This window comes from Enterobacter cloacae complex sp. (assembly GCF_900322725.1).
In the GTDB taxonomy this organism is placed as follows: Bacteria; Pseudomonadota; Gammaproteobacteria; order Enterobacterales; family Enterobacteriaceae; genus Enterobacter; species Enterobacter quasihormaechei.
Genome location: NZ_LT991957.1, coordinates 3,473,998 through 3,487,453, shown reverse-complemented (window position 1 = coordinate 3,487,453; position 13,456 = coordinate 3,473,998). Strand labels below are relative to the sequence as shown.

The following is a 13,456-nucleotide window of genomic DNA, read 5'->3' as shown; positions in this document are numbered from 1 at the left end:
AATGTTATGCAAAAATCTGAACGTCATCTCGTGGTGGCCATTATCGTTCTGATCGCAGGCCTGCTGCTGGTTTTGTTGCCGCTGTACGTGCGGGCCGATAACGCCCGCGACTGGCAAAACCTGCCGAAGGACACCAATCTCATCTTCGGCTATTACAACAATGTTCATACCAATACCTCGCTCGACGGAAACCTTCCCGCCGATGGCGCCAGCGTGGACGCAGACGTGTACGTTTTACGCTACGCGCATTCGTTCGATATCGACGGACGCGTTTCAGCGATACAGGTCATCCAGCCCTACGCCAGCGTGACGGCCTCGCTGGATAATGCCAACTACCTTACCGGTTCGCTCAATCATGAAAATCTCGGCGATACCCAGGTGGTGTTTGCCCATAACCTGTTCGGCGGCCCGGCGCTCAGCGTGGAGGAATTTAAGCGCTGGCAGCCGGAGATGTTCCTGACGGGCGCGCTCTGGCTCACCCTTCCCACGGGAGACTATGACAGCGATAACGCGATCAACATCGGCGCGAACCGCTGGGCCTTTAAGCCCGAGCTGGCGTTCGGCGTGCCGCTCGGTCCGACCTGGCTGGAGCTCAACAGCTGGGTCAGTTTCTTCACCGACAATAACGACTACCAGCAAAACAGCCGCCTGGAACAGCGCCCGCTCTACACCCTCGAGGGCCACTGGAGCTATACCCTCTCGCCCGCGCTCTGGCTCTCGCTGGACTCCAGCTGGACGAAAGGCGGCGAAACCCGCGTTGACGGAACGTTGCAGGACGACGAGCAGGAGAACGTGCTGCTTGGGGGCTCTCTGGGCTTCATGCTGAGCCCGCGTTTTGGGGGGATGATCGCCTACACCGACACCACGCATCAGCGGGATGGCTCGCCGGACGTCACCACCTGGTCATTCCGTCTGCAATATCTATGGTAAGGAGGACAACATGCGAAACCGTTTACTGTTACCCGGCCTGATGATGCTGATGCCGGCTCTCGGCCACGCCGCGGTAGAGGATGCCATTGAAAAAGCCACCAACCCGTTACACCTTTCGACCTCCGTTGCGCTTCAGGATTACTACACGCCTGAGCTTTACAACAGCGATCGGCATCTCAACGATACGCTCTTTCGCGCAACCGTTCCGTTAGCCGCTAACAGCTGGGTACCCGTGCCGCAGATCCTTCGCTTAACCGTTCCGATGGCAACCCGCCCACAGCCGCAGGGCTATAAGACCGGGCCTGGCGATATCAACGTATTTGATATTTTCCTGCTCAAACAGGAGGGGGTAAAAATTGGCGTGGGGCCGCTCATCACGGCAGACTCCGCCAGCGACGACGCGCTGGGCAGCGGCAAATGGCAGGGCGGACTCTCTGCCGTTGCGATCAAATCCACCCCCGGCTGGATGGCGGGCACGCTGGTGCAATGGCAGAAAAGCTTTGCCGGAGACGACGCGCGCGACGACGTAGAGACCGCGACGTTCCAGCCGATCTTTATCTATAAGTTTCAGGGCGGCTGGTATTTGCGCAGCTCGGGCATCTGGACCTGGGATCGGGAGTCGGATGATTATTACATTCCGGTTGGCATTGGCGGCGGGCGCGCCTGGGGAGTGGGAGGAAAAGTGGTCAGCGCCTTTGTCGAGCCGCAATGGACGGTTGCGCACGACGGGGACAATCTGCCGAAATTTACCCTCTTTGCCGGTTTCAGCGTCGTCATGTAAAAAAAAGGCCGCTATTCAGCGGCCAACCATGTCGAAACGGACATTTTTATACTTTAACGCTCCCCATCCGGGGAGCAGAGAGGATTTACTTAATGATGGATTTCAGCGCTTCGCCGATATCCGCCAGGCTGCGAACGGTCTTCACGCCTGCGGCTTCCAGCGCGGCAAACTTCTCATCCGCCGTACCTTTACCGCCAGCGATGATCGCGCCCGCGTGACCCATACGCTTGCCTTTCGGCGCGGTCACACCCGCGATGTAACCCACTACCGGCTTGGTGACGTGATCTTTGATGTAAGCCGCCGCTTCTTCTTCGGCGCTACCGCCGATCTCGCCGATCATCACGATCGCTTCGGTCTGCGGATCTTCCTGGAACAGCTTCAGGATGTCGATGAAGTTAGAGCCCGGGATCGGGTCACCGCCGATGCCTACACAGGTAGACTGGCCGAAACCGTAGTCGGTGGTCTGCTTAACCGCTTCATAGGTCAGGGTACCGGAACGGGACACGATGCCCACTTTACCCGGCTTGTGAATGTGGCCCGGCATGATGCCGATTTTGCATTCGCCCGGGGTGATCACGCCTGGGCAGTTCGGGCCGATCATGCGCACGCCCGCTTCATCCAGCTTCACCTTCACGGTCAGCATATCCAGCGTCGGGATACCTTCGGTAATGGTGATGATCAGTTTGATGCCTGCGTCGATCGCTTCCAGAATGGAGTCTTTGCAGAATGGCGCCGGAACGTAGATCACGGTCGCGGTTGCGCCGGTCGCTTCTACGGCTTCACGCACGGTGTTGAACACCGGCAGGCCCAGGTGCGTGGTGCCGCCTTTACCTGGCGTTACGCCGCCAACCATCTGCGTGCCGTAGGCAATCGCCTGTTCGGAGTGGAAAGTCCCCTGGCTACCGGTGAAGCCCTGGCAGATAACCTTGGTATCTTTATTAATTAAAACGGACATTATTTCCCCTCCACTGCGGCAACAACCTGCTGAGCTGCATCCGTCAGACTTTTCGCTGCAATAATATTCAGGCCGCTGTCAGCCAGTTTTTTCGCGCCGAGTTCAGCGTTGTTTCCTTCCAGACGGACAACAACCGGAACGTTAACGCCCACTTCTTCTACCGCACCGATGATACCGTCGGCGATCAGGTCGCAACGGACGATACCGCCGAAGATGTTAACCAGAACGGCTTTAACGTTGCTGTCAGAGAGAATAATTTTGAACGCTTCGGTTACGCGCTCTTTGGTTGCGCCACCGCCCACGTCGAGGAAGTTCGCCGGCTCGCCGCCGTGCAGCTTAACGATGTCCATGGTGCCCATCGCCAGGCCCGCACCGTTAACCATGCAGCCGATGTTGCCATCCAGCGCCACGTAGTTCAGTTCCCACTGTGCAGCCTGCGCTTCACGCGGGTCTTCCTGAGACTGGTCGCGCATTTCACGCAGATCGGACTGGCGGAACAGCGCGTTGCCGTCAGCGCCCAGCTTGCCGTCGAGGCAGATCAGGTCGCCCTGGGTGGTGATCACCAGCGGGTTGATCTCGATCAGCGCCAGATCGCGCTCCAGGAAGATGGTTGCCAGACCCATGAAGATCTTGGTGAACTGCTGAACCAGCTTACCTTCCAGACCCAGTTTGAACGCCAGCTCGCGACCCTGGTAAGGCATTGGGCCCGCCAGCGGATCGATAGCCACTTTATGGATCAGGTGCGGGGTTTCTTCCGCCACTTTTTCAATTTCCACGCCGCCTTCGGTAGACGCCATGAACACCACGCGACGGGAGCTACGGTCTACGACTGCGCCCAGGTACAGCTCTTTCGCGATATCGGTCGCTGCTTCCACCAGGATCTGGTTAACCGGCTGGCCGTTCGCGTCTGTCTGGTAGGTTACCAGACGCTTGCCGAGCCAATGTTCAGCAAACGCACGGATCTCTTCTTTGCTCTTAACGACCTTCACACCGCCCGCTTTACCACGGCCACCAGCGTGAACCTGACATTTAACTACCCACGGGCCGGAACCGATTTTAGACGCGGCTTCTTCTGCTTCACGCGGGGTAGTACAGGCATAACCCACCGGAGCCGGTAAGCCATACCGGGCAAACAGCTGTTTGGCCTGATATTCATGTAAGTTCATGTGTTCTATCCATCCTTCAGGGTAATCGTTATCTTCAAACCTGTAGACCGGCGCGGTCTGTGCGCCGGCTGACGCTACGCTTATCCGGCCTACAGGGCAGGTGATGCTAAATAGTCACTAAACGTCCAGCAGCAGACGCGTTGGATCTTCCAGCAGCTCTTTAATCGCGACCAGGAAGCCCACGGACTCGCGGCCGTCGATCAGGCGGTGATCGTAAGAGAGTGCCAGGTACATCATCGGCAGGATCTCCACTTTACCGTCTACTGCCATCGGGCGATCTTTAATGGCGTGCATACCCAGGATCGCGCTCTGCGGCGGGTTGATGATCGGGGTAGACATCAGCGAGCCGAATACGCCGCCGTTGGTAATGGTGAAGTTACCGCCGGTCAGGTCTTCTACGGTCAGCTTGCCGTCGCGGCCTTTCACAGCCAGCTCTTTGATTTTCTTCTCGATGTCAGCCATGCCCAGGGTATCCACATCACGCAGAACTGGCGTTACCAGGCCGCGCGGGGTAGAAACCGCCATGCTGACGTCGAAGTAGTTGTGGTAAACCACGTCATCGCCATCGATAGACGCGTTCACTTCCGGGTAGCGTTTCAGCGCTTCAACCACCGCCTTCACGTAGAAGGACATGAAGCCCAGACGGATACCGTGACGTTTTTCAAACGCGTCACCGTACTGCTTGCGCAGGTCCATGATAGGTTTCATGTTGACTTCGTTGAAGGTGGTCAGCATCGCGGTGGAGTTTTTCGCTTCCAGCAGACGCTCGGCCACGCGCTTGCGCAGACGGGTCATCGGCACGCGTTTTTCGCTACGTGCGCCAAGCTGAGGCTGTGCCGCTGGCGCTGCCGCAGGCGCTTTCGCTTCGGCTTTCGCCTCAGAAGGCGCTTTAGCCAGATGCTTGTCGATGTCTTCACGCGTCAGACGACCGCCCACACCGGTGCCTTTGATGGCAGCCGGGTCAAGGCTGTGTTCAGCCAGCAGACGACGGATCGCTGGGCTGAGCGCGTCGTTGGTCTGCTCTTCGAGAGACGCCTGCTGGCGCTGGGCCGGGGTAGACGCTTTCTCTTCAGATTTAGCGCTGGACGCTTTACCTGCGCTATTGCCTTCACGCAGGCGACCCAGGATCTGACGAGAGGTGACGGTCGTACCTTCATCTTCCAGGACTGCATCCAGAATGCCATCCGCTGAAGCCGGTACTTCCAGTACCACTTTGTCAGTTTCGATTTCTACCAGCACTTCGTCGCGGGTTACCGCGTCGCCTGGTTTTTTGTGCCAGGTGGCGACGGTTGCATCTGCTACGGACTCAGGCAGGTCGGGAACAAGAATATCTACGCTACTCATTATGTATCCTTTAATTAATCGACGTTCAGCGCGTCATTGACCAGATCTTGTTGCTGCTTCTGGTGAACGGACATATACCCTACCGCCGGAGAGGCGGAGGCCGGGCGACCTGCATAACGCAGAGCAGACCCAAATGGAATCACTTCACGGAAATGATGCTGGCTGCAATACCATGCGCCCTGGTTAAGCGGCTCTTCCTGGCACCAGACAAAATCATGAACGTGAGCGTACTGTTTCAGCACTTCCTGCATCGCCTGATGCGGGAACGGATAAAGCTGTTCGATACGCACAATGGCGACATCTTTCTGATCGTTCTTACGGCGCTGTTCCAGCAGGTCGTAATAAACCTTACCAGAACACATTACGACACGCTTAACGGCCTGCGGATCCAGCTCGTCAATTTCACCGATGGCCGGCAGGAAGGTGCCGTTTGCCAGCTCTTCCAGGCTGGAGACCGCCAGCGGATGGCGCAGCAGTGATTTTGGTGACATGACCACCAGCGGACGGCGCATACCGCGCAGCGCCTGACGACGCAGCATGTGGTAGACCTGAGCCGGGGTGGACGGCACGCAAACCTGCATGTTCTGCTCGGCGCAGAGTTGCAGATAACGCTCCAGACGCGCGGAGGAGTGCTCCGGTCCTTGTCCTTCGTAACCGTGCGGCAGCAGCATCACCAGGCCGCACATACGGCCCCACTTCTGCTCGCCGGAGGAGATGAACTGGTCGATAACCACCTGCGCGCCGTTGGCGAAGTCACCGAACTGCGCTTCCCAGATGGTCAGGGTGCGCGGTTCTGCGGTGGCATAGCCGTATTCAAAGGCCAGAACCGCTTCTTCTGACAGCACGGAGTCCCAGACCTTGAACTGGCCCTGACCGTTATGCACGTGCTGAAGCGGGGTATAGGTTGAACCGTTAGACTGATTGTGCACCACCGCGTGACGGTGGAAGAAGGTGCCGCGGCCCGCATCTTCACCGGACAGGCGAACCGGAATACCTTCGTCTACCAGCGTCGCATAAGCCAGCGTTTCCGCGCCGCCCCAGTCGAACAGCTTCTCGCCCGCCGCCATTGCCTGGCGGTCGCCGTAAATTTTGGCCACGCGAGACTGCATCTCGATCGCTTCCGGTACGGTGCTGATGCGTTTAGCCAGCTCCTGCAAACGCTTCATTTCGACCTTGTTCGGGTAGCTCTCATCCCACTCGTGGTTGAGGTACGGCGACCAGGTGAAGGAGTGCATGTTCATTGGGCGCAGCTCTTTCACTACGCATTCACCCGCATCCAGCGCGTCGCGGTAGAGGTTGACCATCTCGGTCGCATCTTCCAGCGTCGCCACTTTTTCGCTTTCCAGCTTGTCAGCGTAGATTTTACGCGGCGTCGGGTGTTTTTTGATTTTCTGGTACATCAGCGGCTGGGTTGCACTTGGCTCATCCGCTTCGTTGTGGCCGTGACGGCGGTAGCAGAAGAGGTCAATGAACACATCGCGCTTGAAGGTGTTACGGAAGTCCAGCGCCAGACGGGTAACGAAAGCAACGGCTTCCGGGTCATCCGCGTTAACGTGGAAGATGGGCGCCTGAACCATTTTACCGATGTCGGTGCAGTACGGGGTAGAACGCGCATCCAGCGGGTTAGAGGTGGTGAAGCCCACCTGGTTGTTGATCACGATGCGAACGGTACCGCCCACTTCATAACCACGCGCTTTCGACATGTTCAGGGTTTCCTGAACCACGCCCTGCCCTGTGACCGCCGCATCACCGTGAATGGTGATTGGCAGGACTTTATTGCTGCTCGGCTCGTCCAGACGATCCAGACGCGCGCGCACGGAACCGATAACCACCGGGCTGACGATTTCCAGGTGCGACGGGTTAAACGCCAGCGCCAGGTGAACCTGACCGCCCTCGGTTTCGATATCCGAGGAGAAGCCCATGTGGTACTTCACGTCACCGGTGCCGAGGTGCTCTTTGTGTTTACCCGCAAATTCGTCGAACAGATCCTGCGGTTTTTTACCCAGCACGTTCACCAGCACGTTCAGACGACCACGGTGCGCCATGCCCAGCACCACTTCGCGCGTGCCGCTCTTGCCGGCATGACGAATCAGCTCTTTCAGCATCGGGACTAACGCATCGCCGCCTTCCAGTGAGAAGCGTTTCGCGCCCGGGAATTTCGCGCCCAGATAGCGCTCAAGGCCTTCCGCTGCGGTCAGTTCGTTCAGGAAACGTTTTTTCTCATCTGCTGAGAAATTCGCGTGGCCTGCCACGGATTCGATACGCTGCTGGATCCAGCGTTTCTCTTCGGTGGAGGTAATGTGCATATATTCCGCGCCGATGGAGCCGCAGTAGGTTTGCTTGAGCGCGTCAATCAGATCGCCCAGCTTCATCGTGTCTTTGCCGATAGCAAAAGAACCTACGTTAAAGCTTTCCTGGAAATCGGCCTCGGTCAGATCGTGATAGGCCGGATCGAGATCGGCCACACGTTCCTGCTGCCACAGTCCCAGCGGATCGAGATTCGCATGCTGGTGACCACGGAAGCGATAAGCGTTGATAAGTTGCAGGACTTTAACCTGCTTCGCATTGGTGTCAGGGTCGGAAATCGCAGAAGAGTAACGTGAGGCATCCTTCGCCAGACGACGGAAATAATCACGTGTTTTTGAATGGAATTGATCCGGTTTGACCCCTGTACCAGGCAACTGCTGGAACATGGAACGCCAGTTTGCGTCCACTGAGTCAGGATCGGTTAAGAAGTCTTCATAGAGCTGTTCTATCCAGCTCTGGTTTGAACCAGAGAGGTAAGAAGAGTCCAGCCAGGCTTTCATTGCGCCGTTCTGCATCGTGATCCCTTAAGCATTTTTATGCTTACTTTCGCCGTAGAAACTACCACGTACACACCGTGTACGTGCCGGGGTTCACCTGCGAGCTCTTTTCATTTGGCCCGCGAAGGAACCTTTAGAAACTGTCTAAACTTCAGGGCAGTTTTTAAAGGTTTCTGCAATCTGTCCGCTGGCGCTGCACTTACCGGGCCTACCGTCTCGTAGGCCGGATAAGCGCAGCGCCATCCGGCGTTGTTACTTACGCACTGCGTTGCAACAGCATCGACTTAATATGGCCGATGGCGCGCGTCGGGTTCAGCCCCTTAGGACACACACTGACGCAGTTCATGATGCTATGGCAGCGGAATACGCTGAAAGCGTCACTTAATCCTTCCAGACGGTTCTCGGTTTCGGTATCGCGGCTGTCGATCAGGAAGCGATAGGCAGCCAGCAGACCCGCAGGGCCGATAAATTTGTCCGGGTTCCACCAGAATGACGGACACGACGTTGAACAACATGCACAGAGAATACACTCGTACAATCCATCGAGTTTTTCACGCTGCTCAGGAGACTGTAAATGCTCACGAGCGGGTGGATTTTGCCCATTATTCAATAAGTAAGGCTTAATCTTCTCATATTGTGCATAGAATTGTCCCATGTCCACCACCAAATCACGCACGACCGGCAGGCCAGGCAGAGGACGGATAACAATTTTCTGGCCAGGGCGGTTTAGCGCTGAAATTGGCGTAATGCAGGCCAGCCCGTTTTTGCCGTTCATGTTCACACCGTCAGAGCCACATACCCCTTCACGGCAGGAGCGGCGGAACGACAGCGTAGGATCTTGTTCTTTCAGCTGGATTAACGCATCCAGCAGCATCATGTCACGACCTTCTTCCGCTTCGAGGGTGTAATCCTGCATACGCGGAGCATCGTCTACATCCGGGTTATAACGATAAACTGAGAATTCGAGTTTCATTATCCTGTCTCCGCATTAGTAAGTACGAATCTTCGGCGGGAACGCCGGACGCAGTTTCGGTTCCATGTTAACGCTACGGCGCGTCATGGTTTCCGACTCTGGCAGATACAGGGAATGGCACAGCCAGTTTTCGTCATCACGATCCGGGAAGTCGAAGCGGCTATGCGCGCCACGGCTTTCGGTACGGAAGTTTGCCGACATGGCGGTCGCGAAGGCGGTTTCCATCAGGTTATCCAGCTCCAGGCATTCGACGCGCTGGGTGTTGAACTCGCTGGAGGTGTCGTCCAGACGGGCATTCTTCAGACGCTCGCGAATCGCTTTCAGCTGCTCAAGCCCTTTGGCCATTGCGTCACCTTCACGGAATACCGAGAAGTTGTGCTGCATACATTCCTGCAACGCCTTACGGATTTCCACCGGATCTTCGCCGTTACGGTTGCCGTTCCAGCGGTTGAGGCGTTCAAGAGAGGCGTCGATTTCGTCGTCGGTTGCATCACGCAGCGCGCCCTGCTCGGCGATGGACTCCTGAAGATGCAGACCCACCGCACGACCAAATACCACCAGGTCCAGCAGGGAGTTGCCGCCCAGACGGTTTGCGCCGTGAACGGATACGCAGGCAATTTCGCCTACCGCGAACAGGCCAGGAATGACCACGTCTTCGCCCTGCTCGTTCACGGTCAGCGCCTGACCGGTCACTTTGGTCGGGATACCGCCCATCATGTAGTGGCAGGTTGGGATAACCGGAATCGGCTCTTTCACCGGATCGACGTGGGCGAAGGTGCGGGACAGCTCCAGGATGCCCGGCAGACGGGATTCCAGCACCTCTTTACCCAGATGGTCGAGCTTCAGCTTCGCGTGTGGACCCCATGGGCCATCGCAGCCGCGGCCTTCACGGATTTCGATCATGATGGAACGCGCCACCACGTCGCGACCCGCCAGGTCCTTCGCGTTTGGCGCATAACGCTCCATGAAGCGCTCGCCGTGTTTGTTCAGCAGGTAGCCACCTTCACCGCGGCAACCTTCGGTGACCAGCACGCCCGCGCCGGCAATACCGGTTGGGTGGAACTGCCACATCTCCATGTCCTGCACCGGCACGCCGGCGCGAATAGCCATACCGACGCCGTCACCGGTGTTGATGTGGGCGTTAGTGGTGGACTGATAAATACGGCCTGCGCCGCCGGTCGCCAGCACGGTCGCGCGGGCTTTGAAGTAAACCACTTCACCGGTTTCGATGCACAGTGCGGTACACCCCACCACGGCGCCATCGGCGTTTTTCACCAGATCCAGCGCATACCACTCGGAGAAGATGGTGGTATGGTTTTTCAGGTTCTGCTGGTACAGCGTGTGCAGCAGCGCGTGACCGGTACGGTCAGCCGCCGCCGCGGTGCGTGCCGCCTGCTCGCCGCCGAAGTTTTTCGACTGGCCGCCAAACGGACGCTGATAGATGGTACCGTTTTCCAGACGGGAGAACGGCAGACCCATATGGTCCAGCTCCAGAATCGCTTCCGGGCCGGTTTTACACATATATTCGATGGCATCCTGGTCGCCGATGTAATCGGAACCTTTTACCGTGTCGTACATGTGCCATTCCCAGTTATCTTCATGGGAGTTACCCAGCGCTACGGTGATACCGCCCTGCGCAGACACAGTGTGGGAACGGGTCGGGAACACTTTAGAGAGCAGCGCACAGGTCTGGCCGCTCTGGGAAATTTGCAGTGCGGCGCGCATACCTGCGCCACCCGCACCAATCACAACAGCATCAAATTCTCTGACTGGCAGTTTCATTACACACCCCACACCACAACAAATCCATAAATGACGTAAACCAGCAGAGCAACAACAATAATCAGTTGCAGCGGAAGGCGAATCGCCAGCGGTTTAACGTAATCGGTCAACACCTGCCACATGCCGATCCAGGCATGAATAAGGATGGAGAACAGGGCCAGCAGGGTGAACACTTTGGTGAAGGCCGATCCGAAGAAACCACTCCAGATTTCCCACGTCAGCGTCCCGCTGGTCGCGAAGAAACCGATCATATAGATGATGTAAAGCGTGAGGACGATGGCGGTAGCGCGGACCAGAATGAAGTCATGTACGCCGTTGCGTCCTAATGCGGAGGCGTTGCTTACCATACGAGAACTCCTGCGAGAAGTGAAAGCACGACAGTGATCACAAATGAAATGTTCGCGGTACGTTTCCCGGCCTCGAACGTCTCTTCCAGATAGCCAAAGTCCATCAGCATGTGGCGTACGCCGCCAACAACGTGATAGGCCAGCGCGGTCAGAATGCCCCACATGATAAATTTCACGAAGAAGCTGTTCATGATGGCCGAGGCCTGGAGGAATCCTTCAGGAGAGGAGAGGCTGGTTCCCAGTAACCACAACAAAATACCGACCGCCACAAACGTAATCACACCAGAAACGCGGTGCAGAATGGACGCTATTGCTGTTACAGGGAATCGGATCGTTTTCAGATCCAGATTGACAGGTCTTTGTTTTTTCACATTTCTTATCATGAATAACGCCCACATGCTGTTCTTATTGTTTCCTTCCTCCGGACTGCGATGCGGGTCAGACAGCGTTCCTTTTCTATAACTGCGCGTCATGCAAAACATTGCTTCCAAATGCTAAAACGACACGTTACAACGCTGGGTGGCTCGGGATTGCAGGGTGTTCCGGAGACCTGGCGGCAGTATAGGCCGTTCACAAAATCATTACAATTAACCTACATACAGTTTGTTGGGTTTTCTCTGGAACAGTGATCGGGGTCACGATAACAACATCTTTTTAAATTTTAATCATCTGATTTGACAAATGTTAAACAATATTGTTACAAACGTCATCAGAAAAGGCATATAATGCGCAAAAGTTATGAGGTCTCTCTTTCACCTGACAAATAGTTATGTAACAGTGTGATGGTATTGACCGAAGTTATCAGGACAGTTATTAGTGATATACAGGTTTGAATAATTCGGACTGCAAAAACGCTGATTTGCTGTTGTTTCACTGATATTTCATTCGTTTACCTGCAAGGCGCCATAGCTCTGTACCCTGGTTTCTCCTCGTGAGCTGAGCGGTAAGCCAAATAACAATCTGGTAACGGTGATTAACAGCTGAAGGCAAATCCGGTGAAAAGCAGTCTTAAGCATAAGGCGCTAAGGAGACCGTAAATGGCTGATACAAAGGCAAAACTCACCCTGAATGGTGATGATGCTATTGAACTGGATGTGCTAAAAGGCACGCTCGGTCAGGATGTTATTGATATCCGTACGCTGGGTTCCAAAGGGGTATTCACCTTTGACCCTGGATTCACCTCCACCGCATCTTGCGAATCCAAAATCACCTACATTGACGGTGACGAAGGTATCCTGCTCCATCGCGGCTTCCCCATCGATCAGTTAGCCACCGAATCCAACTATCTGGAAGTGTGCTACATCCTGCTGAACGGCGAAAAACCGACGCAGGCGCAGTACGATGAATTCAAAACCACCGTGACCCGTCACACCATGATCCATGAGCAGATTACCCGTCTGTTCCATGCGTTCCGTCGTGACTCTCACCCGATGGCGGTCATGTGCGGTATCACCGGTGCGCTGGCGGCGTTCTACCACGATTCTCTGGACGTGAATAACCCACGTCATCGTGATATCGCGGCGTTCCGTCTGCTCTCCAAAATGCCTACGATGGCGGCGATGTGTTACAAATACTCCATCGGCCAGCCGTTTGTGTATCCGCGTAACGACCTCTCCTACGCCGGCAACTTCCTGCGCATGATGTTCTCCACGCCGTGCGAAGAGTATGAAGTGAACCCGGTGCTGGAACGCGCGATGGACCGTATTCTGATCCTGCACGCTGACCACGAGCAGAACGCGTCAACGTCTACCGTTCGTACCGCAGGCTCTTCAGGCGCGAACCCGTTCGCCTGTATCGCTGCGGGCATCGCCTCCCTGTGGGGACCGGCGCACGGCGGCGCGAACGAAGCGGCGCTGAAGATGCTGGAAGAGATCAGCTCTGTGGAGCACATTCCAGAGTTCGTACGTCGTGCGAAAGACAAGAATGACTCCTTCCGTCTGATGGGCTTCGGTCACCGTGTTTACAAAAACTACGACCCGCGCGCGACCGTTATGCGTGAGACCTGCCACGAAGTGCTGAAAGAGCTGGGCACCAAAGACGATCTGCTGGAAGTGGCGATGGAGCTGGAACACATCGCACTGAACGACCCGTACTTCATCGAGAAGAAACTCTACCCGAACGTCGATTTCTACTCTGGCATTATTCTGAAAGCGATGGGCATTCCGTCCTCCATGTTCACCGTGATCTTCGCCATGGCGCGTACCGTGGGCTGGATTGCGCACTGGAACGAAATGCACAGCGAAGGCATGAAAATCGCCCGTCCTCGTCAGCTGTACACCGGCTACGAGCAGCGTGATTTTAAGTCTGACATTAAGCGCTAATAAACACGCCCGGCGGCGCTTCGCTTGCCGGGCCTACAAGTGCGAGATGTAGG

The 13,456-nt window shown here is 56.1% G+C and carries 11 protein-coding genes; 3 read left to right on the top strand and 8 right to left on the bottom strand.

From position 1 onward, the window contains the following. Nucleotides 1–6 precede the first annotated feature (6 nt). Entirely contained in the window at nucleotides 7–930 is a 924-nt protein-coding gene (locus tag DBR02_RS17180; RefSeq protein WP_107534938.1) for a transporter, read from the top strand. A gap of 10 nt (nucleotides 931–940) precedes the next feature. Next, nucleotides 941–1,711, top strand: coding sequence for a hypothetical protein (locus DBR02_RS17175; protein ID WP_107534937.1), 771 nt, complete (start codon nucleotides 941–943; stop codon nucleotides 1,709–1,711). Nucleotides 1,712–1,796: 85 nt separating this feature from the next. Here DBR02_RS17175 and sucD read toward each other — a convergent pair whose 3' ends face one another. From sucD to sdhC, 8 genes are all read right to left on the bottom strand, one after another. Further along, nucleotides 1,797–2,666, bottom strand: a complete 870-nt coding sequence (gene sucD / locus DBR02_RS17170) for a succinate--CoA ligase subunit alpha (protein WP_006809578.1) — start codon at nucleotides 2,664–2,666, stop codon at nucleotides 1,797–1,799. Then, a complete protein-coding gene (sucC, locus tag DBR02_RS17165; protein WP_017384968.1) occupies nucleotides 2,666–3,832 on the bottom strand; it encodes an ADP-forming succinate--CoA ligase subunit beta in 1,167 nt (388 codons plus the stop codon). Before sucC ends, sucD begins: the two co-directional genes overlap by 1 nt. Nucleotides 3,833–3,949: 117 nt before the next feature. After that, nucleotides 3,950–5,176, bottom strand: coding sequence for a 2-oxoglutarate dehydrogenase complex dihydrolipoyllysine-residue succinyltransferase (odhB, locus tag DBR02_RS17160; RefSeq protein ID WP_107534936.1), 1,227 nt, complete (start codon nucleotides 5,174–5,176; stop codon nucleotides 3,950–3,952). Nucleotides 5,177–5,190: 14 nt separating this feature from the next. Further along, on the bottom strand, nucleotides 5,191–7,998 hold the full coding sequence (gene sucA, locus DBR02_RS17155; RefSeq protein ID WP_063449342.1) for a 2-oxoglutarate dehydrogenase E1 component: 2,808 nt from the start codon (nucleotides 7,996–7,998) through the stop codon (nucleotides 5,191–5,193). A 238-nt stretch (nucleotides 7,999–8,236) separates the two neighbouring features. After that, nucleotides 8,237–8,953 carry a succinate dehydrogenase iron-sulfur subunit SdhB gene (sdhB, locus tag DBR02_RS17150; RefSeq protein ID WP_063866112.1) on the bottom strand — a complete coding sequence of 239 codons (717 nt, stop codon included), beginning with the start codon at nucleotides 8,951–8,953 and terminating at the stop codon, nucleotides 8,237–8,239. Nucleotides 8,954–8,968: 15 nt separating this feature from the next. Next, on the bottom strand, nucleotides 8,969–10,735 hold the full coding sequence (sdhA, locus tag DBR02_RS17145; RefSeq protein WP_003858619.1) for a succinate dehydrogenase flavoprotein subunit: 1,767 nt from the start codon (nucleotides 10,733–10,735) through the stop codon (nucleotides 8,969–8,971). Next, nucleotides 10,735–11,082: a succinate dehydrogenase membrane anchor subunit gene (sdhD, locus tag DBR02_RS17140; protein WP_003858621.1), complete on the bottom strand. Its 348-nt coding sequence runs from the start codon at nucleotides 11,080–11,082 to the stop codon at nucleotides 10,735–10,737. Before sdhD ends, sdhA begins: the two co-directional genes overlap by 1 nt. Then, on the bottom strand, nucleotides 11,076–11,480 hold the full coding sequence (gene sdhC, locus DBR02_RS17135) for a succinate dehydrogenase cytochrome b556 subunit (RefSeq protein ID WP_026080740.1): 405 nt from the start codon (nucleotides 11,478–11,480) through the stop codon (nucleotides 11,076–11,078). Before sdhC ends, sdhD begins: the two co-directional genes overlap by 7 nt. Nucleotides 11,481–12,119: 639 nt before the next feature. On the opposite strand from sdhC, the gene DBR02_RS17120 reads away from it, so the two are divergent. Further along, nucleotides 12,120–13,403, top strand: a complete 1,284-nt coding sequence (locus DBR02_RS17120) for a citrate synthase (protein WP_006809584.1) — start codon at nucleotides 12,120–12,122, stop codon at nucleotides 13,401–13,403. Nucleotides 13,404–13,456 lie beyond the last annotated feature (53 nt).